At 65.9% G+C, this 26155-nt stretch carries 23 protein-coding genes; 9 read left to right on the forward strand and 14 right to left on the reverse strand.

Annotation, left to right across the window (positions count from 1 at the left end; translation table 11 throughout):
- The first annotated feature begins 19 nt into the window (after window positions 1-19).
- Entirely contained in the window at window positions 20-808 is a 789-nt protein-coding gene (locus tag GGR17_RS14915) for an energy transducer TonB (protein WP_054539206.1), read from the forward strand.
- Here the strand turns inward: GGR17_RS14915 and GGR17_RS14920 are convergent.
- The 6 genes from GGR17_RS14920 to GGR17_RS14945 form a co-directional block, all read right to left on the reverse strand.
- Window positions 805-1026 (reverse strand): formate dehydrogenase subunit delta, encoded by a 222-nt coding sequence (locus GGR17_RS14920; protein ID WP_054539205.1) that lies wholly within the window; start codon window positions 1024-1026, stop codon window positions 805-807. The genes GGR17_RS14915 and GGR17_RS14920 overlap by 4 nt on opposite strands.
- On the reverse strand, window positions 1016-1840 hold the full coding sequence (fdhD, locus tag GGR17_RS14925; RefSeq protein ID WP_054539204.1) for a formate dehydrogenase accessory sulfurtransferase FdhD: 825 nt from the start codon (window positions 1838-1840) through the stop codon (window positions 1016-1018). The genes GGR17_RS14920 and fdhD overlap by 11 nt, the downstream gene beginning before the upstream one ends.
- Window positions 1837-4710, reverse strand: a complete 2874-nt coding sequence (fdhF, locus tag GGR17_RS14930; RefSeq protein ID WP_054539203.1) for a formate dehydrogenase subunit alpha — start codon at window positions 4708-4710, stop codon at window positions 1837-1839. The genes fdhD and fdhF overlap by 4 nt, the downstream gene beginning before the upstream one ends.
- A gap of 106 nt (window positions 4711-4816) precedes the next feature.
- Complete coding sequence (locus tag GGR17_RS14935) at window positions 4817-6349, reverse strand: formate dehydrogenase beta subunit (RefSeq protein ID WP_054540410.1); 1533 nt, start codon at window positions 6347-6349, stop codon at window positions 4817-4819.
- Between the two features lie 2 nt (window positions 6350-6351).
- Window positions 6352-6828: a formate dehydrogenase subunit gamma gene (locus GGR17_RS14940; RefSeq protein ID WP_054539202.1), complete on the reverse strand. Its 477-nt coding sequence runs from the start codon at window positions 6826-6828 to the stop codon at window positions 6352-6354.
- An 89-nt stretch (window positions 6829-6917) separates the two neighbouring features.
- Complete coding sequence (locus tag GGR17_RS14945) at window positions 6918-7808, reverse strand: LysR family transcriptional regulator (RefSeq protein WP_054539201.1); 891 nt, start codon at window positions 7806-7808, stop codon at window positions 6918-6920.
- 142 nt (window positions 7809-7950) lie between these two features.
- On the opposite strand from GGR17_RS14945, the gene GGR17_RS14950 reads away from it, so the two are divergent.
- From GGR17_RS14950 to GGR17_RS14970, 5 genes are all read left to right on the forward strand, one after another.
- The gene (locus GGR17_RS14950; RefSeq protein WP_054539200.1) at window positions 7951-9750 is read left to right on the forward strand and encodes an ATP-binding protein; all 1800 of its coding nucleotides are present in this window, start codon (window positions 7951-7953) and stop codon (window positions 9748-9750) included.
- Window positions 9747-10973 (forward strand): sigma-54-dependent transcriptional regulator, encoded by a 1227-nt coding sequence (locus GGR17_RS14955; RefSeq protein ID WP_054539199.1) that lies wholly within the window; start codon window positions 9747-9749, stop codon window positions 10971-10973. Before GGR17_RS14950 ends, GGR17_RS14955 begins: the two co-directional genes overlap by 4 nt.
- A gap of 247 nt (window positions 10974-11220) precedes the next feature.
- Window positions 11221-12225: a DctP family TRAP transporter solute-binding subunit gene (locus tag GGR17_RS14960; protein WP_054539198.1), complete on the forward strand. Its 1005-nt coding sequence runs from the start codon at window positions 11221-11223 to the stop codon at window positions 12223-12225.
- A 98-nt stretch (window positions 12226-12323) separates the two neighbouring features.
- Complete coding sequence (locus tag GGR17_RS14965; protein WP_054539197.1) at window positions 12324-13010, forward strand: TRAP transporter small permease; 687 nt, start codon at window positions 12324-12326, stop codon at window positions 13008-13010.
- A gap of 5 nt (window positions 13011-13015) precedes the next feature.
- The gene (locus tag GGR17_RS14970) at window positions 13016-14413 is read left to right on the forward strand and encodes a TRAP transporter large permease (protein ID WP_054539196.1); all 1398 of its coding nucleotides are present in this window, start codon (window positions 13016-13018) and stop codon (window positions 14411-14413) included.
- A gap of 130 nt (window positions 14414-14543) precedes the next feature.
- On the opposite strand, the gene tpiA is transcribed toward GGR17_RS14970, so the two are convergent.
- The 7 genes from tpiA to rimK all read right to left on the reverse strand — a co-directional run bounded on the left by tpiA (window position 14544) and on the right by rimK (window position 19648).
- Entirely contained in the window at window positions 14544-15290 is a 747-nt protein-coding gene (tpiA, locus tag GGR17_RS14975; RefSeq protein WP_054539195.1) for a triose-phosphate isomerase, read from the reverse strand.
- 90 nt (window positions 15291-15380) lie between these two features.
- The gene (locus tag GGR17_RS14980) at window positions 15381-15737 is read right to left on the reverse strand and encodes a TfoX/Sxy family protein (RefSeq protein WP_054539194.1); all 357 of its coding nucleotides are present in this window, start codon (window positions 15735-15737) and stop codon (window positions 15381-15383) included.
- On the reverse strand, window positions 15737-16087 hold the full coding sequence (locus GGR17_RS14985; protein ID WP_054539193.1) for a HesB/IscA family protein: 351 nt from the start codon (window positions 16085-16087) through the stop codon (window positions 15737-15739). The genes GGR17_RS14980 and GGR17_RS14985 overlap by 1 nt, the downstream gene beginning before the upstream one ends.
- Before the next feature lie 28 nt (window positions 16088-16115).
- Window positions 16116-16844 (reverse strand): DUF3307 domain-containing protein, encoded by a 729-nt coding sequence (locus GGR17_RS14990; protein WP_054539192.1) that lies wholly within the window; start codon window positions 16842-16844, stop codon window positions 16116-16118.
- Window positions 16845-16994: 150 nt separating this feature from the next.
- Window positions 16995-17624, reverse strand: coding sequence for a hypothetical protein (locus GGR17_RS14995; RefSeq protein ID WP_054539191.1), 630 nt, complete (start codon window positions 17622-17624; stop codon window positions 16995-16997).
- Window positions 17625-17708: 84 nt separating this feature from the next.
- Window positions 17709-18071, reverse strand: a complete 363-nt coding sequence (locus GGR17_RS15000) for an SUF system Fe-S cluster assembly protein (protein WP_037208014.1) — start codon at window positions 18069-18071, stop codon at window positions 17709-17711.
- A gap of 158 nt (window positions 18072-18229) precedes the next feature.
- Window positions 18230-19648, reverse strand: coding sequence for a 30S ribosomal protein S6--L-glutamate ligase (rimK, locus tag GGR17_RS15005; protein ID WP_369817396.1), 1419 nt, complete (start codon window positions 19646-19648; stop codon window positions 18230-18232).
- 70 nt (window positions 19649-19718) lie between these two features.
- Here rimK and tgt point away from each other — a divergent pair, with 70 nt between their 5' ends.
- Window positions 19719-20849 carry a tRNA guanosine(34) transglycosylase Tgt gene (gene tgt / locus GGR17_RS15010; protein WP_054539190.1) on the forward strand — a complete coding sequence of 377 codons (1131 nt, stop codon included), beginning with the start codon at window positions 19719-19721 and terminating at the stop codon, window positions 20847-20849.
- A gap of 244 nt (window positions 20850-21093) precedes the next feature.
- Complete coding sequence (locus tag GGR17_RS15015; protein ID WP_037208008.1) at window positions 21094-22191, forward strand: alkene reductase; 1098 nt, start codon at window positions 21094-21096, stop codon at window positions 22189-22191.
- A gap of 46 nt (window positions 22192-22237) precedes the next feature.
- Here the strand turns inward: GGR17_RS15015 and GGR17_RS15020 are convergent, their stop codons facing one another.
- Window positions 22238-23242 carry a Hint domain-containing protein gene (locus GGR17_RS15020; protein WP_054539189.1) on the reverse strand — a complete coding sequence of 335 codons (1005 nt, stop codon included), beginning with the start codon at window positions 23240-23242 and terminating at the stop codon, window positions 22238-22240.
- 357 nt (window positions 23243-23599) lie between these two features.
- On the opposite strand from GGR17_RS15020, the gene lon reads away from it, so the two are divergent.
- Window positions 23600-26008, forward strand: a complete 2409-nt coding sequence (gene lon / locus GGR17_RS15025; protein WP_054539188.1) for an endopeptidase La — start codon at window positions 23600-23602, stop codon at window positions 26006-26008.
- Window positions 26009-26155: the final 147 nt, after the last annotated feature.

Raw genomic sequence — 26155 nt, forward strand, 5'->3', positions numbered from 1 at the left:
TGCTGGTGGTGGCGCGGCAATGAGGCGGATCGCCGAGATAGGGCTGTTCCTGCCGGTGGCGGTGGCGCTGCATCTGGCGGGCTTCGGGCTGGCCGGTGGCGCGCGGACGGGCAGTGAGGCGGGCGCTCAGGGGGCGGGCGGTGAAAACCTGCTGACGCTTGCCGCCGCGCCGCCGCAGATCTCGGCGCTGGTGGCGGTATGGGACAGCCCGCCAGAGGTTTCGGCCGCGCCAGCGGCGGTTCAGCCGCCACCGGCCGCCACCGCCGCACTGCCCCGCGTGCTGCCCGCGCCCGCCTCTGACCCGCCGGATCGCGCCGGCGTTGCCGCAAGACCCAGCCGTCCGACGCCCGACCCGGAGCCCGATATCCGCACGGAGGAAGCCGCGCCGCAGCCGCGCCCCGAGGCGCCGAAGAAGCCCGCGCCGCCACCCGAGGCGCCGGCAAAGCGGGCGGCGGGCACGGGTGGCGGCGCGCAGGCCGGGGAGGCGGGCGCCTCGGCCAACCCGGGCCAGCAGCGGGCGCTGGCGTCGTCCTGGGCGGGGCAGATTCAGGCTCGGGTCGCGCGGGTGCATCGGATGCCTGCGGCCGCGCTCCGCCTGGGGCTTTATGGCGATGTCACGGTGCGCATCACCGTCGCGCGTGACGGGCAGCTGCAATCGGCGCGGGTGGTGAAAAGCGCCGGGATCGCCGTGCTGGATCAGGCGGCGCTGCAGTCGGTGCGCCGTGCCGGGCGCTTCCCGCCCGCGCCCGAGGGCCTGACCCGCCCGGCAATGAGCTTCGACGTGCCGCTTGCCTTCGAGCGGGGTTAGGCGGGCGCGGCCCTGCGGATCTGCGCGCCGGCCCGCATCACCACGGGCGACAGGCCCGCGCCGCCGGATGCGATGATCCCGAGCAGCCGCGCGCGCATGGCCGGCGCCCAGAAATCGTTGATATGGCTGGCGACGTTCCCCGCCGCTTCGGCCTCCGGCAGGTTGGCGAAGGCGGTGGCGATCTGGTTGGCCATGTAGATCAGTTTCTCAGGCGACATCGCTGGCCCTTGCAGTGGCAATCCGGTGCGGATGGGTGAAGATCTCGAACATCTCGCCGCGCGCGAGCGCCGCCAGCGTCAGCCCTGCGGTTTCGGCCAGGCGGATGGCATGGGCGGTGGGGGCGGAGACGGCCACCAGCACCGGCGCACCGGCCAGCACCGCCTTCTGCACCATCTCGACCGACACCCGGCTGGTCAGGATCAGCGCGCCCGCGTGCGCCTCGTGCCCGGTGCGGGCCAGGGCGCCCACCAGCTTGTCCAGCGCGTTGTGGCGGCCCACATCCTCGCGCGCCGCCACCAGCCCGGCATCGGGGGTAAAGAACCCGGCGGCGTGAACCGCGCGCGTGATGTCATGCAGCGCCTGCGCGCCGCGCAGCGCCTCGGCGCCGGCGCTGATCTGCGCCGGCGTCAGTGACAGCGGGGTATCGGGCAGGGTGGGCAGCGGGCGGATCGCCTGGTCCAGACTGTCGATGCCGCACAGCCCGCAGCCCACCGGCCCGGCCATGTGCCGACGGCGGCGGGCAAGGCGGGCCTCGGCGCCCGGCGCCAGCCACATCTGCACCTCGATGCCGTTCGGGTGCGCCTCTATCGTCAGGCGTTCGATCTCGGACAGATCCTTGACGATCTCTTCGCTCAGCGTGAAGCCCGCCGCGAAATCCTCCAGATCGGCGGGGCTGGCCATCATCACCGCCTGGGTGGTGCCGTTGTAGGACAGCGCCACCGGCACTTCCTCTGCCACGGCGCGGGTGCCGGGGCGCGCTACCCCGCGCGCCACCGCCAGTGACGGGGCCGAGATATGGGCGCGGGCCTTCATTCGGCCGCCGGAAGGATACGCCGGGCGCGGGCGGCCTGTTCGGCATAATCCTTCTGCCAGTCCGATGGTCCGTTCGAAGGGCTGATCTGCACCGCCGTCACCTTGTATTCGGGGCAGTTGGTGGCCCAGTCGGAATAGTCGGTGGTGATGACATTGGCCTGCGTGTCGGGGTGGTGGAACGTGGTATAGACCACGCCCGGCGCCACCCGTTCGGTGATCTTCGCGCGCAGCGTCGTCTCTCCCGAGCGCGAGGCGAGACGCACCCATCCGCCATCGCGGATGCCGCGCTGTTCGGCGTCATGCGGGTGGATCTCCAGCACGTCCTCGTCATGCCAGACCACGTTTTCGGTGCGCCGGGTCTGGGCGCCGACGTTATACTGGCTGAGGATGCGGCCCGTCGTCAGCAGCAGCGGAAAGCGCGGGCCGGTGCGTTCGTCGGTGGGCACATATTCGGTGACCACGAAATTGCCCTTGCCACGCACGAAGCCATCGACATGCATCACGGGCGTGCCTGCGGGCGCGGCATCGTTGCAGGGCCACTGAACCGATCCCTCACGCTCGAGCAATTCATAACTTACATTTGAAAATGAGGGAGTTGTGGCCGATATTTCATCCATCACCTGAGAGGGGTGGGTATAGTGCCAGCCGGCGCCCATCGCCCGCGCCAGCATCTGGGTGACTTCCCAATCGGCATAGCCGTTCTTCGGCGCCATCACCCGCCGCACCCGGTTGATACGGCGTTCGGCATTGGTAAAGGTGCCGTCTTTCTCCAGAAAGCTCGATCCGGGCAGGAAGACATGCGCGTAATTGGCTGTTTCATTTAGGAAAAGATCGTGCACGATCACGCAATCCATCGCCGCCAGCCCGGCGGCCACATGTTTGGTGTTCGGGTCCGATTGCAGGATATCCTCGCCCTGAACATAGAGGCCCCGGAACGTGCCCTCGACCGCCGCATCCAGCATGTTGGGGATTCGCAAACCGGGTTCGTTGCTAAGCGTAACCCCCCACAGGTTTTCGAAAATCGCGCGGGTGGCATCGTCCTGCACATGGCGGTAACCGGGCAGCTCATGCGGGAAGCTGCCCATGTCGCAGGCGCCCTGCACGTTGTTCTGGCCGCGCAGCGGGTTCACGCCGACGCCGGGGCGCCCGATATTGCCGGTGACCATGGCCAGGTTGGCGATCGCCATGACAGTGGTGGAGCCTTGCGAATGCTCGGTCACGCCCAGCCCGTAGTAGATCGCGCCGTTGCCGCCGGTGGCGAAGAGGCGCGCGGCGGCGCGCAGTTCGGCGGCCGGCACACCGGTCAGCAGGGCGGTGGCCTCGGGGCTGTGGCGGTCATCGGCCACGAAGGCGGCCCAATCCTGAAACCCGTCCCAATCGCAGCGGCTGCGGATGAAACCCTCGTCGGCCAGCCCTTCGGTGACGATCACATGGGCCAGCGCCGTCAGGACCGCGACATTGGTGCCCGGCGTCAGCGCCAGGTGATGCGCGGCCTGCACATGCGGGCTGCGCACCAGATCGATCCGGCGCGGGTCGATGACGATCAGCCTTGCCCCCGCCCGCAGCCGCTTCTTCAGCCGCGAGGCAAAGACGGGGTGGCCGTCGGTGGGGTTGGCGCCGATCACGATCACCACGTCGGTTTGCGCGACACTGTCGAAATCCTGGGTGCCGGCCGAGGTGCCGAAGGTGGTTTTCAGCCCGTATCCGGTGGGCGAATGGCAAACGCGGGCGCAGGTATCGACGTTGTTGTTGCCAAAGACCTGGCGGATCAGTTTCTGCACCAGATAGGTTTCCTCATTGGTGCAGCGCGACGAGGTGATGCCGCCGATCGCGCCTGGCCCGTGCTGATCCTGGATGCGGCGCAGGCGGGTGGCGGTGAAGGTCATCGCCTCGTCCCAGCTTACTTCGCGCCAGGGGTCTTCGATGCGCTCTCGGATCATCGGGTTCAGGATACGGTCGGCATGGCTGGCATAGCCATAGGCGAAGCGGCCCTTGACGCAGCTGTGCCCCCGGTTCGCCTTGCCCTGTTTCCAGGGCACCATGCGGACCAGCGTATCGCCCTTCATCTCGGCCCGGAAGCTGCAGCCGACACCGCAATAGGCGCAGGTCGTCACCACCGAGTGATCGGGCTGACCCATGTCGATGATCGCGTTTTCCTGAAGCGTGGCGGTCGGGCAGGCCTGCACGCAGGCGCCGCAGGACACGCAGTCGGACGACAGGAAATCCTGCCCCGCGCCGCTGGCCACGCGGCTGTCGAATCCGCGCCCTTCGATCGTCAGGGCGAAGGTGCCCTGCACCTCTTCGCAGGCGCGCACGCAGCGTGAGCAGACGATGCATTTGGCCGGGTCATAGGTGAAATAGGGGTTGGAGGTGTCTTTCGGGATGTAACGCGGGTTTTCTTCACCGTTGCAACGGGTTGCGAAGTGGTTTTCACCCGGCCGATACCGCACCTCGCGCAGGCCTACGGCACCGGCCATGTCCTGCAGCTCGCAATCGCCATTGGCCGCGCAGGTCAGGCAGTCGAGCGGGTGGTCGGAGATGTAAAGCTCCATCACCCCGCGCCGCAGCCCGGCCAGCTTGTCGGTCTGGGTATGCACCACCATCCCCTCGGTCACCGGCGTGGTGCAGGAGGCGGGGGTGCCGCGCCGGCCCTCGATCTCGACAAGGCACAGGCGGCACGAGCCGAACGCTTCGATGCTGTCGGTGGCGCAAAGTCTGGGTACCTTGATGCCCGCCTCGGCGCTGGCGCGCATGACGCTGGTGCCCTCGGGCACGGTGACGGGGGTGCCGTCGACCACCAGCGTCACCATGGTTTTCGATTTTGACGCCGGGGTGCCGAAATCGGCATCGGGGAGGATGAAGTCTTTCATCTGGGGGCCTTCCTTCCGGCGGTTTTTCCGAGTTTGGCGGCGCGTTCGACAACCCATTCCGCCCGGGGTGCCCTCGGCCGGGCACCGCCCTGTGTTCGTGCAACCCTCATTCCGCCGCCTCCTTGCGGGGCGCGGTGAAATCCTCGGGGAAATGGGTCAGCGCGCTCATCACCGGATAGGGGGTGAAACCACCCAGAGCGCAGAGCGATCCATCGCGCATCGTGTCGCACAGCTCTGTCAGCAGGCCGATGGCGGCGGTATCGCCGGCGGCGATCCTGTCCACGGTTTCCACACCGCGCACCGCGCCGATCCGGCAGGGGGTGCACTTGCCGCAGGATTCAATGGCGCAGAACTCCATGGCGAAGCGCGCCTGCTTCAGCATGTCGGCCTGATCATCGAACACCACGATACCGGCATGGCCGATCAGCCCGCCGGCCCCATCGAATTCTTCGTAACCGAAGGGCGTATCGAATTTCTCGCGCGGGAAATAGGCGCCCAGCGGGCCGCCCACCTGCACCGCCTTCACCGGCCGCCCGGTGGCGGTGCCGCCCGCGATGTCATCGACCAACGCGCCCAGTGTCATGCCAAAGCCTGCCTCGAACAGCCCGCCATGTTTCACATTTCCCGCGATCTGCACCGGGATCGTGCCGCGCGACCGGCCCAGCCCGAAGCCGGCATAGTGCTGCGCCCCCCTGGCCAGGATCACGGGAACAGAGGCCAGGCTGATCACGTTGTTCACCACGGTGGGGCGGCCCAGAAACCCCTGGTGCGCGGGCAGGGGCGGCTTGGCCCGCACCACGCCGCGCTTGCCTTCGAGCGAGTTCAAAAGGCTGGTTTCCTCGCCGCAGACATAGGCGCCGGCGCCCACGCGGATTTCCATGTCGAACGCGGGGCCGGTGCCCAGCACATGCGCGCCCAGTATCCCGGCACGGCGCGCGATATCGACGGCGGCATGCATCACCCGGATCGCATCGGGATATTCCGAGCGCAGATAGACGTAGCCGCGGGTGGCGCCGACCGCCAGGCCGGCGATCACCATGCCTTCGATCAGGGCGAAGGGGTCGCCCTCCATCAGCATCCGGTCGGCGAATGTGCCGCTGTCACCCTCATCGGCGTTGCAGATGATGTATTTCCGCGGCCCTTCGGCCTCCGACACCGTTTTCCACTTGAGCCCGGTGGGAAAGCCCGCGCCGCCGCGTCCGCGCAGCCCGCTTTCGGTGACCGTCTGGACAATCTCGCCGGGGGCCATGGGCAGGGCGGCCCGCAACCCGTCCAGCCCCCCATGCGCCCGGTAGTCCTCAAGCGACAGAGGGTCGGTCAGGCCGCAGCGGGCGAAGGTCAGGCGGGTCTGCCGGGCGAAGAACGGGATATCCTCGACCGGGCCGAGCGCAAGCGCATGATCGCCGAAGCCGGCATCGAAGAGCGCGGGCACGTCGGCCGCGCGCACCGGGCCGAAGGCGGTGCGGCCGGCGGCGGTTTCGACCTCGACCAGCGGTTCCAGCCAGACCATCCCGCGCGTGCCGTTGCGGATCAGCGTGACCGTGACGCCGCGCCGGGCCGCCTCGGCCCGCACGGCTTGCGCCACCTCGTCGGCCCCGAGGGCGCGGGCGGCTGCATCGCCGGGAACATAGATGCGCAGGGTCATGCCAAGACCTCGTCGATCAGGGCGTCCAGCCGCGCGTCATCGACCCGGCCCACAACCCTGCCGTCGATCATGGCGGCGGGCGCGCAGGCGCACAGGCCCAGGCAGTAGACGGGCTCCAGCGTCACGGCGCCATCGGCGGTGGTGCCGTGCCAGTCGACGCCCAGAGCGGCAAGGGCGCGGGCGGCCACCGCATCGGCGCCCATCGCCTGACAGGCCTCGGCGCGGCAGATCTTCAGCACCTTGCGCCCGGCGGGTTCGGCGCGGAAATCATGGTAGAAGGACATCACGCCGTACACCTCGGCGCGCGACAGGTTCAGCACATCGGCGATCACGGGCAGGGCGGCGGCGGGCACATGCCCGCACGCGGCCTGAACCGCGTGCAGGATCGGCAGCAGCGGCCCTTCGAGCGGCGCAAGCTCTGCGGCGATCGCGCGCACGCGCGCCTCGATTTCGGTTGCGTCTGGCTCTGCCATGCCATCCTCCCGGCCCGTTTTTCGGAATTCTGCGGCGGATGAAAGGCCAAATCAATGCAACATACCCGTTGGCTGATAGGGGTTTTCTATCAATCGCTCGGGCTGCCCAGCCTGCGCGCGGCTGTCAGCAAGGCGTCCAGCACCGGCGTGTGCGGCTCTCGGTGCGGGGCGACGAGCCCGACAAGATGCGCGGCCTCGGGCGCCACGATCGGCACCGCCGACAGCGCGCCGGAGGCCAGAAAGAACTCTGCCGTCTGCAGCGGCAGGATCGTGGCCCAGTCGCCCGTCAGCACATGCGACGTCAGCGTGATGACGGAGTTCGATTCCAGCCGGGGCGCCACCTGCGCCCCGGCCTGCGCCATGTGCCGGTTGATGATCCGCCGGTTCTGCATGTCGGGCGTCAGCAGGCACAGGGGCAGGGCGGCCACCTCGGCCCAGGTCACCGACTGCCGGTCGCTCAGCGGCGTGTCGGCGCGGGTGACCAGATTATAGTGCTCTGCGAACAGCGGCACGGTGGTGACCCGGCCCAGCGGCTCGTTGTCGAGATAGGTGATGCCCGCGTCGATCTCGAGGTTTTCCAGAAGCTGCAGGATCTCGGCCGATGTGCGTGACAGGACGGTGAATTTCAGGTTCGGGTGACGCGCCGACAGCGGCGTGGTCAGGCTCGACATCATCGCCAGCGCGGTGGGGATCACCGCCAGCCGCAGCTTGCCCGACAGGCCCTGTTTCACCGCGCGCATCTCTTCGCGCATGGTGCGCGCGTCGCCCACGATCTGCCGCGCCCATTCCAGCACCCGCGCGCCTTCGGGCGTCAGCCCGCGATAGCGCGAACCGCGCCAGACCAGCATCACGCCCAGCTGCTCTTCCAGTTGCTTGATCGCGGCGGAGAGCGTGGGCTGCGTGACGCCGCATTCTTCTGCGGCGCGGCCGAAATGCCGGTTTCGGGCGAGCGCGATGAACATTTCCAGCTTGTCGATCATTGGGGGGCTGTCCGCCTTGGCCGTGCTGATCCAGCTTTAGGGTAAAACCGTGCCTCTGGCCATCCGCGCCGGGCGCGATCAAAGGCACTGGCCTTTGCCGGGCGCGTTTCCTATTCTGCGGCCCCGATAACGGGAGTAGGCGATGCCGCGTCTGGCCCTGGCCGTTCTTGTCTTTCTGCTGCTCGCTTCCGGTTTTGCCGGCGGTGTGTGGTGGTTTGCCTATTCCTCGGCGCTGGATCAGCTGGTCGACAGGGGCCGGGCCGACCTTTCGCTCGCCTCCGACAGGCTGGTGGGGCAGTTGCAGCAATATCGCGAACTGGCGGTTCTGATGGCCGATCACCCGACGCTTTCGGGGGTGTTGCTGGGCGAAGACCCGGCGAAGGCGGCCGAACTGCTGCTGCTGCGCACGGCCGACAAGACCGGCACGCTCAGCATCCATCTGATCCGTGCCGACGGGCGGGTGGCGGCAAGCTCGGTTCAGGGGGGCGCGGCGCCAACCGATCTGTCCGCGCACCCCGGTTTCCGCCGGGCGATGCAGGGCGCGCTCGGGGCGCATCACGCCCGCACCGATGAGGCGGGCGGGCGGCGGTTCACCTATGCCGCGCCGGTCTTTGCGGATGGCCCCCGGCCACTGGGCGCGGTGTCTGTCGATGTGAACATCCGCAGCCTGGAAAGCGGCTGGGCGGGCGATCCCGAGGCGATGTATTTCACCGATGCCCTTGGCGTCGTCTTCATCTCGAACCGGAGCGAGCTGTTGTTCAGCGCGCCTGATCCGGCCGCGCTCTCGGCCGAGAGCCTGGCCGGTTTCGGGTACCGCCCCGACATGATCGCGCCGCTGCCCCAAGCCGGCCGGTTGCAGCGTTCGGGGCACGACATCTGGCTTCTGGACGCGGGCCCGTACCTGCCCGCGCGGGCCCTGCACCTGACGCAGGACCTGCCCGTCATCGGCATGACTGGCGCATTGCTGCTGGATGTGGCGCCGGCGGAACGGATCGCATCGTTGCAGGCGGCGGTGGCGGCGGCGCTGGCGCTGGTGTTCGGCTCGACGCTGTTCCTGCTGTCGCAGCGGCGCCGGGCGCTGGCCGACCGGCTGGCGCTGGAGGCCGAGGCGAAATCGGCCCTCGAAAGCCGCGTCGCCGCGCGCACGGCCGAATTGTCAGAGGCCAACCGCAGGCTGCGCCGCGAGGTGGCTGAGCGCAAGGAAGCCGAGGCGGCGCTGAAACGCGCGCAGGAAGAACTGGTGCAGGCGGGCAAGCTGTCGGCGCTGGGGAAGATGTCGGCAGGGCTGAGCCATGAGCTGAACCAGCCTTTGATGGCGATCCGTTCGTTTTCGGAAAATGCGACGCTGTTTCTGGAGCGCGGTGCGCCCGAAAAGGCGGCACAGAACCTGACGCGCATCTCGGATCTGTCGCGCCGCATGGGGCGTATCATCAAGAACCTGCGTGCCTTCGCCCGGCAGGAGATAGAGCCGATCGCCGATGTCGATGTCGTCGCCGTGGTCGATGCGGTGCTGGAGATGAGCGACCGCCGGATCCACGAGGCGGGGGTGACGGTGATCTGGCCGCGCCCGGCGCTGCCGGTTCTGGTGCGCGGCGGCGAGGTGCGGCTGCAGCAGGTGCTGCTCAACCTCGTGACCAACGCGCTCGACGCGATGGCCGGCGGCACGGTGCGGCGGCTGGAGATCGGGCTGGCGCGGGACGGCGGGCAGGTGCGGCTTTCGGTGCGCGACACCGGGCCGGGCATCGCCGAGCCGGAAAAGATCTTCGATCCGTTCTATTCCACCAAGGAGGTGGGCCAGAGCGAGGGGATGGGGCTGGGCCTGTCGATCTCCTACGGTCTGGTGCAGGGCTTCGGCGGCGCGATCCGCGGGCGCAACCATGCGGAGGGCGGCGCGGTGTTCACCGTCGAACTGGCCGCCGCCGCACAGGAGGAAGCGGCATGAGCCGGAAGGTTTTGCTTGTCGATGATGATCCGCCGGTGCGCGAGGCGCTGGGGCAGACGCTGGAGCTGGCGGGGCTGAGCCCGGTGCTGGCCGGCAGCTATATCGAGGCCAAGGATCACGTCACACCCGGCTTCGAAGGGGTGGTGGTGACCGATATCCGCATGCCCGGCAAGGACGGTTTCGCGCTGCTCGAGTTTTCCCAGCGGATCGACCCCGACCTGCCCGTGATCCTGCTGACGGGCGAGGGGGATATTCCGATGGCGGTGCGGGGCATTTCCGCCGGGGCGTTTGATTTTCTTGAAAAACCCTGCGCGCCCAGGGAATTCGTGGCGATCGTCGAGAAGGCGCTGAAGACCCGGACGCTGGTGCTGGAAAACAGGCGGCTGAAGCGGCAGGTCGAAAGTGGCGACGCGGCGGCGCGGATGCTGTTCGGCGAGTCGCGTCAGGCCGACGAGCTGCGCGCGCGGGTGCGCAGCGCGGCGCGCTCTTCGGCCGAGGTGCTGATCACCGGCGCGCCGGGCACCGGCACCTCGAAAGTGGCCGAGGTGATCCACCTGTTGTCGGCCGGATCGCTGCGCCCGTTTCAGAAACTGGCCGCCGCCTCCGCCAGCCCCGAGTCGCTGGCCGGGGCCTTTGCCGCGGCCGAGGGCGGATCGCTGTTTCTGGACGAGCTGGCGGCGCTTGGGCCGGCGGCCCAATTCACCCTGCTGGAACTGCTGGACGGCGACGGCGGGCCGCGCGTCATCGCCGGAACCTATCGCGATCTGGATGCGGAGGTGGCCGAGGGGCGGTTCAACCCCGACCTGTTCTACAAGCTCGACGTGATGCGGGTGCGCATCCCGGCGCTGCGCGAGCGGCCCGATGACATCCCGGTGCTGTTTCGCCATTACGTGTCGATCGCCTGCGAACAGGCCGCGCTGCCGCAGCCCGAGATCACCACCGACGTGATCGCCCGGCTGATGGCGCAGGACTGGCCCGGCAACGCCCGCTCGCTGATGAACGCGGCGATGCGCTTTGCGATGGGGCTGAACGAGGTGGAGCAGGTGGAAGAGCAGGCGGGCCTGGCCGAACAGCTTGCCCGCGTCGAAAAATCCCTGTTGATCGAGGCATTGCGCCGCGCCGATGGCCATGCGACCGAGGCCGCGAAGGCGCTGAAACTGCCGCGCAAGACTTTCTATGACAAGCTGGCGCGGCACGGGATTCGCCCCGAGGCCTATCGCTGAGAACTGTGCGGTTTTCCGCACAACCCGTGGCGGTGCCTGTGCGGGTTTTCGCCCAGGCGGGCGCGGGCGCCGCTGATGGAAAGGTGAGGTTCGCGCGCCAACCAATTGAAAATATAAGTTATATTCTCCATCAAGGGGGGCGAAAATCTTTTTCTTGAGGCGTGAATCCGTCTGGGCTTTCTATTGTGCGGGTGCCCCGACTGGGGCGCACAGTATCTGATTGTCAGGATATCTGGGAGGATACCTTATGAAACTCGTACATGTCGCCGCGGCCTCTGCCGTGGCGCTGACCATGGCCGCCGGCGCGGGCCTTGCGCAATGCGACGACGGCGAAGTCGTCATCAAGTTCAGCCATGTCACCAACACCGACCGCCACCCCAAGGGGATCGCCGCGTCACTGCTGATGGAGCGTGTGAACGCCGAGATGGACGGCAAGGCCTGCATGGAGGTCTTCCCGAACTCCACGCTCTACAACGATGATCAGGTGCTCGAGGCGATGCTCCAGGGCGATGTGCAGCTTGCCGCGCCCTCGCTTTCGAAATTCGAGGCTTTTACCAAGAAATTCCGCATCTTCGACCTGCCGTTCATGTTCAAGAACATCGAGGCGGTGGATGCGTTCCAGGCGTCTGAAACCGGCGTCGCGATGAAAGAGTCGATGACCCGCCGCGGCCTGCTGGGGCTGGATTTCTGGCACAACGGGATGAAGCAGTTTTCGGCCAACAAACCGCTGCTGATGCCCGACGACGCGAAGGGCATGAAGTTCCGGGTACAGACCTCGGACGTGCTCGTGGCGCAGATGAAGGCGCTTGGCGCGTCGCCGCAGCCGATGGCGTTTTCCGAAGTGTACGGCGCGCTGCAGACCGGCGTTGTCGACGGGCAGGAAAACACCTGGTCCAACATCTATGGCCAGAAGTTCTTCGAAGTGCAGAACGGCACCACCGAAACCAACCACGGGGTGCTGGATTATCTGGTCGTGACCTCGGTCGACTGGTGGGACAGCCTGGATGCCGATGTGCGCGATCAGCTTGCCACCATCCTGCATGAGGTCACCGCCACCCGGAACGCCGAGTCGTTCAAGGTGAACCAGGAAGCCCGGCAGGCCATCATCGACGCCGGCGGTGTCGTGCGTGAGCTGAACGCCGAACAGCGTGCCGCCTGGGTCGAGGCGATGAATCCGGTCTGGGCCGAGTTCGAAGGCGATGTCGGCGCCGAAAACATCGCCGCCGCGCAGGAAATCAACACGATGTACTAGGGCATCCGCCCGAGCTTTGGACCGGCCCGGCGCTTCGCAAGGCGCCGGGCCGTTTCCCAACACCAATAACGCTTACCTGCCGGAGGGGGACCGCAGACATGAGTGGCCATACCCATACCTACGCCCAAAGCAGCCTTGGCCGGGCGGTCAACACGCTGGAGGAAACCGCGCTTGCGCTCATACTGGGCCTGATGACGCTGGTCACCTTCGTCAACGTGGTGCTGCGCTATGGCTTCAACACCTCGCTGATCTGGGGGCTGGAACTGACGCTGGTGCTGTTCGCCTGGCTGGTGCTGTTCGGCATCAGCTATGGCTTCAAGATCACCGCGCACCTGGGGGTTGATGCGGTTCTGAACATGGTCTCGTCACGGACCCGGAGGATCATGATTCTGCTGACCACCGTGGCCTGCCTGATCTATGCGCTGCTGTTGCTGAAAGGCGCGTGGGATTACTGGGCGCCCTTCGCCGGGCTCGACGCCACCACCGGGCGCTGGTTTCCCACCGGCTTTGCCAACAGCCGCGATCAGGCGTGGTACGAGACCGAGCAGATCCCGATGCTGGATTGGCTGCGCTTCATCGAGCCGGTGTTCAATCAGGGCGAGGCCTATGAAAAGCTGCCCCGCTTCATTCCCTATTCCATCCTGCCGTTCGGCGCCGCGCTGATCCTGTTTCGCCTGATCCAGGCGACGCTGCGCATTCTGCGCGGAACGCAGGACAGCCTGATCGTCAGCCACGAAGCCGAAGATGCCGTTGACGAGGCCGCGGCGATGAGCCGGAAAGGATAAGCCCGATGGATGTCGTCTTTCTGTTCACCATGGTGGTGGGTCTTTTGCTGATCGGCGTGCCGATTGCGGTGTCGCTGGGCCTGTCGTCGATGATCTTTCTGCTGGCCTTCTCCGACACCTCGCTCGCCTCGATCGCGCAGGCGCTTTATCAGGCGATGGCCGGGCACTACACGCTGCTGGCGATCCCGTTCTTCATCCTAGCCTCCAGCTTCATGTCGACGGGCGGGGTGGCCAGGCGGATCATCCGGTTCTCGATCGCCTGCGTCGGCCATATGCGCGGCGGGCTGGCGATTGCCGGCGTCTTTGCCTGCATGCTGTTCGCGGCGCTGTCGGGTTCTTCGCCCGCCACCGTTGTCGCCATCGGGTCCATCGTCATCGCGGCGATGCAGCAGGCGGGCTATTCCAAGGATTTCGCCGCCGGCGTGATCTGCAACGCGGGCACGCTGGGCATCCTGATCCCGCCGTCGATCGTGATGGTGGTCTATGCCTCGGCCACCGATGTGTCGGTGGGCCGCATGTTCCTGGCCGGTGTCATTCCCGGGATCATGGCGGGGCTGATGCTGATGGTCACGATCTACGTGATGGCGCGGATCCGCAACATGCCCAAGGGGCAGTGGCAGGGCTGGGGAGAGATCCTGCGCTCGTTCTCGGATGCGTTCTGGGGGCTGATGCTGATCGTCATCATCATGGTGGGGATCTATGGCATCCCCGGCATCACCGGCGCCATCTTCACGCCGACCGAGGCCGCCGCCGTCGCCTCTGTCTATGCCTTCCTGATCGCCGTGTTCGTCTATCGCGACATGGGGCCGCTGGCGCCAGAGCAGGCGGGCGGGCGGCCGGTCAGCCTGTTGCGCAAGCCGCAGGCGCTGGTGACGGCCTTCTTCCACCGCGACACCAAGAACACGCTGCTGGATGCCGGCAAGCTGACCATCATGCTGATGTTCATCATCGCCAACGCGCTGATCCTGAAACACGTGCTGACCGACGAGCAGATCCCGCAGCAGATCGCCGGCGCGATGCTGGAGGCGGGCTTTGGCAAGATCATGTTCCTGATCATCGTCAACGTGATCCTGCTGATCGGCGGGCAGTTCATGGAGCCTTCGGGGCTGATCGTGATCGTGGCGCCGCTGGTGTTTCCCATTGCGATCGAGCTGGGGGTGGACCCGATCCATCTGGGCATCATCATGGTGGTGAACATGGAAATCGGCATGATCACCCCGCCGGTGGGGCTGAACCTGTTCGTCACCTCGGGCGTAGCGGGGATGCCGATGATGCGCGTGGTGCGCGCGGCGCTGCCGTTCCTTGTGGTGCTGTTCGTGTTCCTGATCCTGGTGACCTATATTCCATTCCTGTCCACCTGGCTGCCGATCAGCCTGATGGGGCCGGAGATCATCACCAACTGACCGGGCCGATCTGCGCCGCAGATGCGGCGGCGCAGATCGGCGGGCAGCTGCCGCATCCTTGCCGCGCGACATGGAGAAGAAAATTCACGAATTTTCTTCGGTGCCGAAAAATCTTCGGGAAGATTTTTCCTCAGGCCGCTTCCAGCGCCGCGATAATGCCCGAAAAATCCGCGGCCTTCAGCGAAGCACCGCCGACCAGCGCGCCATCCACATTGGAGGTCGCGAAAATCTCTGGCGCGTTGCCGGGCTTGACCGACCCGCCGTAGAGCAGGCGCATGTCTGCGGCCGTGTCGCCAAACCGCGCGGCCAGCCGGGCGCGCATGAAATCATGCACCTCGGCGATCTGTTCCAGCGTCGGCACCTTGCCGGTGCCGATGGCCCAGACCGGCTCATAGGCCACCACCAGCGTCGCGCCGGTGCAGCCATCGGGGATCGACCCGGCCAGTTGGGTGCCGATCACATCCAGCGTCTCGCCGGCGTCGCGCTGCGCCTCGGTCTCGCCCACGCAGACCACGGCGATCAGCCCGGCGGCCAGGGCGGCAGCCGTTTTTGCACACACATCGGTATCGGTTTCGCCATGATCTGTGCGCCGCTCGGAATGGCCGAGGATCACATGGGTCGCACCGGCGTCGCGCAGCATTCCGGCGGAAATGTCGCCGGTATGGGCCCCCGCGGCTTCGGCATGGCAATCCTGCCCGCCGGTGACCAGCGCCCCGCCCGCTGCAAGATCGGACATGCGCGCCAGAAGCGTGGCTGGCGGGCACAGAAGAATGTCGACCGAGGGTGCCGGATGCGCGGCGCTCAGCGCCTTGACTTCGGCCAGGTCGGCCGAGGTTCCGTTCATCTTCCAGTTGCCGGCGGCAAGTTTTCGTCCCATCACACGCTCCCACACAGATTTTCCGCCAAGTTCCCCGAAACCGGCCCGGGAGGCAAGGCAAGAGGCCCGCGCGCGTCGTTTGAGCGCGACTTATCGGCGCCTTGCGCGTTTGCGCGCGGCGGCCGTTTCCGCATCGGCAAGGGATTTGCGGGCCCAGTCCAGCGCCTCGTCGGGGTCGTCCAGCGCGCTGTCGGGCAGGGAGGTCAGGCCGGGAATGGCCCGACGCCCGGCCTTGGTGCCATAGGAAAACGGCTCTGACCCCGCAGCCTGGTAGGCGGCCACCAGCGGACCCTCGGCCTTCATGTAGATGGTATCGCCCAGAAGCGCGGCGAACATGGCATCGCCGATGTAAAGGCCGGTGCCGCCGAACATGCGTTTCGTGGAAATCGGGCCGAGCGGTGCAAACAGATCACGGGCAAAGGTCAGAAAGCCCGGATCGGTCGCCATCAGGTTTCGGCGAACTTGATCGACTCGCCGCAGCCGCAGGCATCGACCACGTTGGGGTTGCGGAACTTGAACCCGCTTTCCAGCAGCGATGTCTCATAGTCGATCTCGGTGCCGAACAGGAACATCTGCGCCATCGGCGCGATCATCACCCGGGCGCCGTCCTGTTCCACGACCTCGTCCAGCGGATCAACCTCTGACACATAGTCCATCGTGTATTCCATGCCCGCGCAGCCGCCCTTCTTGACGCCGATGCGCAGCCCCTGTGTTTCATCGCGCGCCATAAGCCTGGCGATCTGTTTTGCTGCGGCGGGGGTGATGGTTACCGCCTGTTTGCCGGGAATGCCGAACATTGCCTGTCTCCACGTGGTTGCCCCTAATCTAGGCCCCCCGGAGCGCGATCTCAAGCGCGGGCATGGTCCGAAGCAGCGACAATGTCGCGTAAGTGATCAAGAGCGCCCAGGCGAAGGACGCCAGAGTGCCGATGATCACATATTCCGATGCGCGCTGATCCTGCGACGCGGTGTCGAAGCGCAGGATCGATTTCGCGGCGATCAGAAAGCCGATCCCGGCCGGTTCGCCCACCATCACCATCAGAAAAATCAGCGCCCGTTCCAGCACTCCGATCAGCCGCCCGCCATTGCGCAGCCCCTCGGGAAGGGCGGCGTCCTGATAGGGGCGCATCAGCATGCCCACGGCAAACCCGCCCGCCCGCGTGACAAGCAGCAACCCGGTGACAAGCAGCATGATCTGCGGCAGGGCGGGCAGCCCGGCCCAGAGGCCGGAGGCGTATAGCGCCGGGCTGATGGCCGCGACGGCGATGATCGTGGCAAGATGCGCCGCCTGATCGGCAAGATAGGCGGCCAATGTATCGCCCAGCCCTTTGGGCAGGTGGGTCTTGATCGCGTCGATCACACCATGCGCCAGCGCCAGCGCGATCAGCTCCGGCGCGTCCCAGCGCCCGGTGGCGGCCTGCGCCGTCACCAGAACGATCAGCACATGCAGCAGCAGCACCTGCGGCCTGCGCTTGTTTTCGGTCGACCATCTGGTCTGAAAGACGAAATCAGCCAGCACATGGGCGAAGAGAAGTGCAACCAGAGTTTCGATCATCCGCAGCCCCCGGTGCCTACAAGCTTTGAGATTTGTGAAATCACTTTACAAGGCCATGGCCTCATGCCCAAAGACGGAACTGCCGGCAATTCACAAGTCCTCAAGCCTGTAACTCGCACTACAAGCCCCAAAGCTTGTTCTGCCCGGTGCTCACGCATAGCTTCGCGCCTCGAACAGCCGCAAACTCTCGTCCAGCCCCCACAGCCCCGCGCCGTTCAGGCGGATGGCGAAAGCCTGCTGGGTGATGCCCAACTTCGCCGCCATCTCGCTTTGCGACGGGGCGCCAGGGGCCAGGGCAAGGGTCAGCGCCTCGGCCTGTTTCGCGGTCCAGTGGCGCGACAAGGCATCGGCGAGGGCGAACACACCCGCCGCCTCGCCCGGAAGGGCCGGGGCGGCCAGCACCAGCCGGCGCCCGCGCGGCATGGTATCCAGCGCATGCCCCGACAGCTCGAACGCGGCGCCCCCGGCACTGTCGAGCCGGCCCGCGGGCAGCTCGGGCACCACCCCGATCCCGGCCGCAATCCGCGTGGCAAGCCCCGCGTCACCGGCCCGCAGACAGGCGGTCAGATACAGGCAGGCCCGAAAGGCAAGCCCCGGATGTTCAAGATAAATTTGCCAGCCATCCCCCCTGAACCGGGTGAAGCGCGTGTCTGCCCCCGTCCAGCCCGCCACCACCTGCGCCCCGGCACCGAGCGCGGCCATCGCGGCTTCTACAGCCGTCGGCCCGGCCTTGGTCGATCCCACCAGATCGCCTGTCAATACGGCTGCCACGCTGCTCATGTCATCTCCGGCCTGATTTGACGGGATGATAGAAGCGGTCAGCCGCAAGACGCAACAGAACCCTGTGGAAAAGACAGGGCCGTCTTACATGAAGCCCAGTTCCAGCCGTGCCTCGTCGCTCATCATGTCCATGCCCCAGGGCGGATCGAATGTCATCTCGACATCCACCTGCTTCACCCCCGGCAAGGGCTCGATGGCTTCCGCCAGCCACCCCGGCATCTCGCCCGCGACCGGGCAGCCGGGTGCCGTCAGCGTCATCATCACGCGCACCGCGTTCTCGGCGTCGATCTCGATCGTGTAAACCAGACCAAGATCATAGATATTCACCGGAATTTCCGGGTCATAAACCGTGCGGCAGGCCTCCACGACCGAATCGTAAAGCGGATGTTCCGTGGTCGAAGGCTTGATGAGGGGCGCACCCTCCAGCGGTTCGCTCGGCTGTGTCATATGCTCTGCTCTCCAAAGTTGAGGGAATATATAAGAATTATGCCGCGAAGGTCCAGAGCCCCGGCGCGCGCGCCTGCGTATTTCATCTTTCCGAAAATATCCCCGCCGGAGGCGTACCCGAGGCGCCGCAGGCGCCGAGACAAGAACAATGGCCCGGATCAGCCCGCGCTCCGTGTCCGCCTGCGCGCCGGGGCCGGGCGCACCCGCTTCTCGATCTCGTCGAACAGAAGCGCCGCCACATTCTTCGAGCTGGCCTTTTCGATCCCCTCGAACCCCGGCGATGAATTCACCTCCAGCACCTTCGGCCCGTCGTCCGAGCGCAGCAGATCCACTCCCGCCATGTTCAGCCGGAACGCCCGCGCCGCGCGCACCGCCGTCTCGCGCTCGGTCTTGGTGATGCGCACCGCCTCGGCCCGCCCGCCCTGATGCAGGTTCGAGCGGAACTCGCCCGGCTCGGCCACCCGGCGCATCGCCGCCACCACCTTGCCGCCGATCACCAGACAGCGGATATCCTCGCCCGCCGCCTCTTTCACGAAATGCTGCACCAGAAAACTGGCCTTGAGCCCGCGAAACGCCGAAATCACCGATTGCGCGGCCTTCCTGGTTTCGGCCAGCACCACGCCCTTGCCCTGGGTCGATTCCAGCAGCTTCACGATCAGCGGCGCCCCGCCCACCAGTTCGATCAGGCTGTCATTGTCCTTGGGCGAGGCGGCGAAGGCTGTGGTCGGCATCCCGATGCGGTGGCGCGCAAGGATCTGATGGGCATAAAGCTTGTCGCGGCTGGCGGTGATCCCGTCAGAGCCGTTCACGCAATAGGTGCCGATGGTTTCGAACTGGCGGATCACCGCGGTGCCGTAAGAGGTGAACGAGGCGCCGATGCGCGGGATCACCGCGTCATAGCGGGGCAGGCGCTGGCCGTCATAATGCACCTCGGGCGCCAGCGCGTTGATCGCCATGTAGCAGCGCGAGGTGTCGATCACCTCGACGACATGGCCCCGCTTTTCGCCCTCGGCCACGATTCGCCGGGTCGAGAAGTTATGTTCCTCGCGGCTGAGCACGGCGATGCGCAGGGTCCGTGCCGGGGCGACTTCGCGCACGGCGGTGGAGTGATACACGTCATACGACAGGCGCGGCTGGCAAAAGCTTTCGCCGGGGCTGATCACCACGTTGTCGCCAAAGGCCTGACGGCCCAGCAGCATCCGATAGGCCATCGACCCGCGGTCGGTCAGCGTCACTTCGATCGGCCAGGTCCGCGTGCCCATGGCGATGTCGCAGCGGATCACATAGCGCAGTTCCGTCTCGCCGTTCGAGGATGTCACCTCGCGCCGGTCGACGATATCGGCCGAGCAGGGGATCGTCAGATCCTCGCGCCCGGGTATCGGATGCACCGCGAAGCGCACGCGCGGCCGGTCGGCCGGGCCGAAGGGCTCGATATCGAACGCATGCAGCGCCGAGGTCTTGGCCCCGGTGTCCACCTTGGCCTTCAGCGCCGGCAGCCCGAGGCCGGGCAGGGCGGCCCATTCTTCCCATCCCAGGCGAAAATCGCCAGTCTCATTGCCGGTGCCGTCCATCGTCATGCGCCCCTTCTTGGATTTTCCGTGGAATCGCCTATACCGGCTGTCCCATCGGTGGCTTGCAGGAACAGATATGGCCGAGCGTTTCAACTTCCATGTGAACTCGCGTGACGGAATGGCCCGCCAGGGTGTGATTTCCACACCGCGCGGCGACATTCGCACGCCGGCCTTCATGCCGGTGGGCACTGCGGCCACCGTCAAGGCGATGATGCCTGAAAGCGTGGCCGCCACCGGCGCCGATATCTTGCTGGGCAACACCTATCACCTGATGCTGCGCCCCACCGCCGAGCGGATCGACCGGCTGGGCGGGCTGCACCGGTTCATGAACTGGCAAAAGCCGATCCTGACCGACAGCGGCGGCTTTCAGGTCATGAGCCTGACCGGCCTGCGCAAGCTGACCGAACAGGGGGTGAAGTTCAAATCCCACATCGACGGGTCCGAACACATGCTGACGCCCGAGCGCAGCATGGAGATCCAGCGCCTGCTGGGCAGCGACATCGTGATGTGTTTCGACGAATGTCCCGCCCTGCCCGCCCCGGAAGAGCGCGTGGCCGAGAGCATGCGCATGTCGATGCGTTGGGCCGCGCGCTCGCGCGACGCGTTCGGCGACAGGCCAGGCCATGCGCTGTTCGGAATTCAGCAGGGCGGCGTCACCCGGGATCTGCGCGCCGAAAGCGCCGAAAAGCTGCGCGCGATCGGCTTTGACGGCTACGCGGTGGGCGGCCTCGCCGTGGGCGAGGGCCAGGAGGCGATGTTCGGCGTGCTTGACTATGCCACCGACATGCTGCCGGAGGACAAGCCGCGCTATCTGATGGGCGTGGGCAAGCCCGACGATATCGTCGGCGCCGTGGCGCGCGGCATCGACATGATGGATTGCGTGCTTCCCTCGCGCTCCGGCCGCACCGGGCAGGTGTTCACGCGCCGGGGCGTGGTCAACATCAAGAATGCCCGCCATCAGGACGATCCCCGCCCGCTGGACGAGACATGCGCCTGCCCGGCCTGCCGGGGCTACAGCCGCGCCTATCTGCACCACGTGTTCCGCGCGCAGGAGATCATCAGCTCGATGCTGCTGACATGGCACAACCTGCATTATTATCAGGAGTTGATGCAGGGCATCCGCGAGGCCATCGCCGCGGGCAGGTTCGAGGCCTTTCAGGCGGATTTCCATGCGCAGCGGGCCGAGGGCGACATCGCGCCGCTCTGATCATCTGCGCAGGGTGGTCTGTGCATCACTGCGGCAGGTGATAAACCGGCGCTTTATCAAGGCATTGGGGCGGGCGATCCGAGATATCACAATTGCGTGATCGGTGCCGGCATTGCCGCAGGTGCATGGGCCGGTAGATGTTGGGCGAGTGCTGACACTTCAGGCAGGTGCCATCGCCGCATTGCCCTGCGCGTGCGGACCGATCCCTTTGCCCGGAGTTGACCCCTTTCCAAGGATGCGATCCATGACCGAAAAACTCTTTACCCCCTTTACCGCCGGCGAGATCGAGCTGCGCAACCGCGTTGTGATGGCCCCGCTCACACGCAACCGGGCCGACCCGGCAACCGACGCCCCCACCGACATGCACGTCACCTATTACACCCAGCGCGCCGGTGCCGGGCTGATCATCACCGAGGCGTCGCAGATCAGCCCCGAGGGCAAGGGCTATCTGGCCACGCCCGGCATCTACAGCGATGCGCAGGTCGCGGGTTGGAAAGCGGTGACCGACGCGGTGCATGAAAAGGGCGGCAGGATGGTGATCCAGCTGTGGCATGTGGGCCGCGTGTCGCATTGCTCGCTCCAGCCGGACGGGGGGCAGCCTGTCGCGCCCTCGGCCATCGCGGCGGAGGCGATGACCTATACCGAGGAAGGGTTCGTTCCCACGTCCGAGCCGCGCGCGCTGGCGCTGGACGAGATCCCGCGCATCGTCGAGGACTATCGCAAGGCCGCGGCGGCGGCGCGCGCGGCCGGGTTCGACGGGGTCGAGGTGCATGGCGCCAACGGCTATCTGCTGGACCAGTTCATGCGCGATGGCAGCAACACGCGCGACGATGCCTATGGCGGGTCGATCGAGAACCGCACCAGGCTGTTGTTCGAGGTGCTGGACGCCGTGACCGGAGAGTTGGGCGGGGGCCGCGTCGGCCTGCGTCTGAGCCCGTTCTCGAAATCGAACGGTATTTCGGAAAGCGATCCGATGACGCTGTTTACCCATGTGATCAAGGGGCTGAACCGCTATGGCCTGGCCTATTTGCACATGGTCGAGGGCCAGACAGGCGGATCGCGGGAACTGGACGCTGGAAACAGCATCGACACCCTGCGCGGCCTGTTCGAGGGGGCCTATATGGCCAACAACGGTTATGACCGTGATCTTGCCATTCGCGCGGTGGACGAGGGAAAGGCCGATCTGGTGGCCTTCGGGCGCCCCTTCATCGCCAACCCCGATCTGGTCGAGCGGCTGAAGCAGGATGCGCCGTTGAACCCGCTGCGCCAGGAGTTGCTCTATGGCGGCGGGGCCGAGGGCTATACCGACTATCCGTCGCTTCAGGACAGCGTGGTGGCCTGAGCCGGGATGGTCGGGCCGTCCCGCCGCAGGGAGGGGCGGCCCGCTTTCAGGCCGCCCGCGCAGCGGCCAGCAGCCGTGCCTCGTAGGATTTGACGGAATAAAAGGCATCGCTCCGCCGGCAAAGGCGGCGGCGCCAGCGCTTCGGGATTTCGGCGAAGAAATCCAGCCGTGCTTCGGCGGCAAGGCCGTTCAGCGCGGGCAGGGAGGGTTGATAGCTTTCGGTCTCCAGCCCGTTCGACAGCACGATATCATGATCCTCGAGCAGGAGGTGGTAATAGGTCACGCCCCCGTCCGGGCAGGCCTGGCGGGCGCTTTCACCCAGAAGGTATTTCGCGGGCACCAGAACCTCGGGCTCTCCGAAATGCAGCGTGTTGCGCCAGCTGCGCACCAGAACGCGGTGCTGGGGCGACACATAAAGATCGCTGTGCGGGCGCCGGTGGCCGAACGCGTTGCGCGGGATGCAGATCGGGCGGAACTGGGGCGCCTGTTCCAGCTCGGCGGCTGAAAGCGTGCGCCGGGCGACCCAGATCAGCGGCACCGCCCGCCCCAGGTTGTTCAGGATCAGGTCGCCCGCCTTCAGCACCTCGACCCGCCGCTCGCCGTCGGGCGTGTCGATCAGGGTGCCGCCCGCGAAACAGATCAGGATATCCGTCGTCGTATCCAGATTGGCGATCGGGTGGGCGCCGTTGGGAAACGCATTCATCGTGGCGGCGGAAGCCGGGGTGCCCGTCAGGAAGAAATAGCGCTGGCCGTCGTCGGTGGTGATGACAGTGATCGGCTCTCCGCGCAGATCCTCGCCGTTGACGTCGGACAGTTTGTTGGTGTCCGGCAGATCGCCCGAGAATTCGACCGTAAAGCTCATCGGCACACCGTCGACCAACACCGTCGTGTCCGGATCGGGCAGCCCGCCATTGTAATCCAGCACAAAGTCGCCCGCCTGAGACTGGAATTCAAGCTGCGCCACCGGCGTCTTGTTCGTGCCCTGCGCGTTCAGCGACGCATTATTCGCCTTAGAACTGTCACCCCGCGCAAAGAAGGTGGGATTTGCCATTTTTTACTGCTCGGTCGCATATTTTTGTTATCGGCCTCCAGATTGCGGTGAAAATGTGGCACGAATTGGGCGGCGTTCGATTTGTAACGCCCATATATGCGGTTAACGGCTGGTGAATCGGCCGGATTGCGGAACAATTGGCTAAAATCGGTGGTTTTCGTTGCTGACACTGTCGGATTTCCGGCGATGCGCGCTTGCACGTCTTTGGCGTCGAAGGCATGCTGTGTTACAAAGCTGACGCAGGTCGTGGTTGAAACGGGGGGGCGAACCCCCAGATATTGATACCAAGACCGGAGAAGGCCGGATGCCGCCGACGATCGGGGCTGGCGCCTTCTTGCAACGAACCAAGGAAACAGAATGCAAGAGCAAATCAGTCAATCCTATCCCGTTCTCCCGCTGCGCGACATCGTGGTTTTCCCGCATATGATCGTGCCGCTTTTCGTGGGGCGCGAACGGTCCGTCCGCGCATTGGAAGAAGTGATGGCGGATGACAAGCAGATTTTGCTGTCCAGCCAGATCGACCCGTCGGTGGACGATCCGACGGCAGAGGGCATCTATCGCACCGGTGTTCTGGCCAATGTCCTGCAACTGCTGAAGCTGCCCGACGGCACCGTGAAGGTGCTGGTCGAAGGCCGCGCGCGCGTGCGCATCACCGAATTCCTCGAGAACGAGGATTTCTTCGAGGCCAGCGCCGAGGTGCTGGAAGAAGTGCCGGGCGATGATGATACGCTCGAGGCGCTGGTGCGTTCCGTCTCGAAGGAATTCGAGCGCTATGCCAAGATCAAGAAGAACATCCCCGAAGAGGCGATGGCCGCTGTTTCGGACACCCGCGAGGCCGCGAAGCTGGCCGATCTGGTGGCCGGGCATCTGGGCATCGAGGTCGACCAGAAGCAGGAGCTTCTGGAAACACTCTCTGTCGCCGAGCGGCTGGAGAAGATTTATGGCCTGATGCAGGGCGAGATGTCGGTGCTTCAGGTCGAGAAGAAGATCAAGACCCGCGTCAAGAGCCAGATGGAGCGGACCCAGCGCGAATATTATCTGAATGAGCAGATGAAGGCCATTCAGAAGGAACTGGGCGATGGCGACGAAGGCCAGAACGAGATTGCCGAGCTGGAGCAGCGTATCGCCGCCACCAAGCTGAGCAAGGAGGCCCGCGAAAAGGCCGACGCCGAGATCAAGAAGCTGAAGTCGATGTCGCCGATGTCGGCCGAGGCCACGGTCGTGCGTAACTATCTGGAGTGGATGCTGTCGATCCCGTGGGGCGTGCGCAGCCGCGTCAAGAAGGATCTGGGCCGGGCTCAGGGCGTGCTGGATACCGATCACTATGGCCTGGAGAAGGTCAAGGAGCGGATCGTCGAATATCTGGCCGTGCAGCAGCGGTCGAAAAAGCTGAAAGGCCCGATCCTGTGCCTTGTCGGCCCTCCGGGCGTGGGCAAGACCAGCCTGGGCAAATCGGTGGCCAAGGCCACGGGGCGCGAGTTCATCCGCATCAGCCTTGGCGGCGTGCGCGACGAATCCGAGATTCGCGGCCACCGCCGGACCTATATCGGCTCGATGCCGGGCAAGATCATCCAGGCGCTGAAAAAGGCGAAAACCACCAATCCGCTGATCCTGCTCGACGAGATCGACAAGATGGGCCAGGATTTCCGGGGCGACCCGGCCAGCGCGATGCTGGAGGTGCTGGACCCCGAACAGAACGCCACTTTCGTGGATCACTATCTGGAGGTCGAATACGATCTTTCGGATGTGATGTTCCTGACCACGGCGAACTCCTACAACATGCCGGGCCCGCTTCTGGACCGGATGGAGATCATCCCGCTGGCCGGCTACACCGAGGACGAAAAGCGCGAGATCGCCAAGCAGCACCTGATCGCCAAGCAGGTCAAGAACCACGGGCTGCGCAAGGATGAGTTCGAGCTGACCGACGAGGCGCTGATCGAGATGATCCGCACCTATACCCGCGAAGCGGGCGTGCGGAACCTTGAACGTGAGATCGCCAAGCTGGCGCGCAAGGCTGTCACCCGGATCGTCCGCAAGGATGTGGACAAGGTGATGATCACGCCCGAGAACCTCGAAGATTATCTCGGGGTGAAGCGCTTCCGCTATGGTCTGGCTGAACAGGAAGATCAGGTGGGCGTCGTCACCGGCCTGGCCTGGACCAGCGTGGGCGGCGAGCTGCTGTCGATCGAGGCGCTGAAACTGCCGGGCAAGGGCCGGATGAAGACCACCGGCAAGCTGGGCGACGTGATGAAGGAAAGCATCGACGCGGCGTCGAGCTTCGTGCGGTCCATCGCGCCCGAGATCGGGGTGAAGCCGCCGGTGTTCGAGAAGGTGGATATCCACGTTCACGTCCCCGAGGGCGCGACGCCCAAGGACGGGCCGAGCGCCGGTGTCGGCATGGTCACGTCGATCGTGTCGGTGCTGACCCACATTCCGGTCCGCAAGGACATCGCCATGACCGGCGAGGTCACGCTGCGCGGCAATGTGCTGGCCATCGGCGGGCTGAAGGAAAAGCTGCTGGCGGCCCTGCGCGGCGGGATCAAGACGGTGCTCATTCCGCAGGAGAATGAGAAGGATCTGACCGAGATCCCGGACAATGTGAAGCAGGGGCTGACGATCATCCCGGTTTCGCATGTGCGCGATGTGCTCAAACACGCGCTGGTGCGCGCGCCCGAGCCCATCGAATGGGACGAGGCCGCCGAAGAGGCCGCCGCCCAGGCCGCGCTTGCGGCCCGGTCGGAAGGGGCTCCGGCGACAGCGCACTGAGCCTCCGGCACAAGCAACGAAGGCACGCCCTCACCGGCGTGCCTTTTCTTTAGTCAGATGCCTGTAAATGCGCGCCACGCCATGCGAGATTTCTGGCGTATGGGCCGTGAATCCGCTAATGTGATGTTCGAGTAGAAGCAATAATCC

The organism is Actibacterium naphthalenivorans (genome assembly GCF_014196965.1).
Lineage (GTDB): Bacteria > Pseudomonadota > Alphaproteobacteria > Rhodobacterales > Rhodobacteraceae > Actibacterium_A > Actibacterium_A naphthalenivorans.

What these genes read in the sequence shown, in the direction of transcription:
- GGR17_RS14985 (WP_054539193.1), bottom strand. Translation starts at nt 16,087, where the DNA reads ATGTTCGGCATTCCCGGCAAACAGGCGGTAACCATCACCCCCGCCGCA.
- GGR17_RS14920 (WP_054539205.1), bottom strand. Translation starts at nt 1,026, where the DNA reads ATGTCGCCTGAGAAACTGATCTACATGGCCAACCAGATCGCCACCGCC.
- GGR17_RS14955 (WP_054539199.1), top strand. Translation starts at nt 9,747, where the DNA reads ATGAGCCGGAAGGTTTTGCTTGTCGATGATGATCCGCCGGTGCGCGAG.
- GGR17_RS14980 (WP_054539194.1), bottom strand. Translation starts at nt 15,737, where the DNA reads ATGGCGACCGATCCGGGCTTTCTGACCTTTGCCCGTGATCTGTTTGCA.
- GGR17_RS14950 (WP_054539200.1), top strand. Translation starts at nt 7,951, where the DNA reads ATGCCGCGTCTGGCCCTGGCCGTTCTTGTCTTTCTGCTGCTCGCTTCC.
- GGR17_RS14995 (WP_054539191.1), bottom strand. Translation starts at nt 17,624, where the DNA reads ATGAGCAGCGTGGCAGCCGTATTGACAGGCGATCTGGTGGGATCGACC.
- GGR17_RS14915 (WP_054539206.1), top strand. Translation starts at nt 20, where the DNA reads ATGAGGCGGATCGCCGAGATAGGGCTGTTCCTGCCGGTGGCGGTGGCG.
- rimK (WP_369817396.1), bottom strand. Translation starts at nt 19,648, where the DNA reads ATGACGATGGACGGCACCGGCAATGAGACTGGCGATTTTCGCCTGGGA.
- GGR17_RS14970 (WP_054539196.1), top strand. Translation starts at nt 13,016, where the DNA reads ATGGATGTCGTCTTTCTGTTCACCATGGTGGTGGGTCTTTTGCTGATC.
- GGR17_RS15015 (WP_037208008.1), top strand. Translation starts at nt 21,094, where the DNA reads ATGACCGAAAAACTCTTTACCCCCTTTACCGCCGGCGAGATCGAGCTG.
- lon (WP_054539188.1), top strand. Translation starts at nt 23,600, where the DNA reads ATGCAAGAGCAAATCAGTCAATCCTATCCCGTTCTCCCGCTGCGCGAC.
- tgt (WP_054539190.1), top strand. Translation starts at nt 19,719, where the DNA reads ATGGCCGAGCGTTTCAACTTCCATGTGAACTCGCGTGACGGAATGGCC.
- GGR17_RS14990 (WP_054539192.1), bottom strand. Translation starts at nt 16,844, where the DNA reads ATGATCGAAACTCTGGTTGCACTTCTCTTCGCCCATGTGCTGGCTGAT.
- GGR17_RS14960 (WP_054539198.1), top strand. Translation starts at nt 11,221, where the DNA reads ATGAAACTCGTACATGTCGCCGCGGCCTCTGCCGTGGCGCTGACCATG.
- fdhD (WP_054539204.1), bottom strand. Translation starts at nt 1,840, where the DNA reads ATGAAGGCCCGCGCCCATATCTCGGCCCCGTCACTGGCGGTGGCGCGC.
- GGR17_RS15000 (WP_037208014.1), bottom strand. Translation starts at nt 18,071, where the DNA reads ATGACACAGCCGAGCGAACCGCTGGAGGGTGCGCCCCTCATCAAGCCT.
- GGR17_RS15020 (WP_054539189.1), bottom strand. Translation starts at nt 23,242, where the DNA reads ATGGCAAATCCCACCTTCTTTGCGCGGGGTGACAGTTCTAAGGCGAAT.
- GGR17_RS14965 (WP_054539197.1), top strand. Translation starts at nt 12,324, where the DNA reads ATGAGTGGCCATACCCATACCTACGCCCAAAGCAGCCTTGGCCGGGCG.
- fdhF (WP_054539203.1), bottom strand. Translation starts at nt 4,710, where the DNA reads ATGAAAGACTTCATCCTCCCCGATGCCGATTTCGGCACCCCGGCGTCA.
- GGR17_RS14945 (WP_054539201.1), bottom strand. Translation starts at nt 7,808, where the DNA reads ATGATCGACAAGCTGGAAATGTTCATCGCGCTCGCCCGAAACCGGCAT.
- GGR17_RS14940 (WP_054539202.1), bottom strand. Translation starts at nt 6,828, where the DNA reads ATGGCAGAGCCAGACGCAACCGAAATCGAGGCGCGCGTGCGCGCGATC.
- tpiA (WP_054539195.1), bottom strand. Translation starts at nt 15,290, where the DNA reads ATGGGACGAAAACTTGCCGCCGGCAACTGGAAGATGAACGGAACCTCG.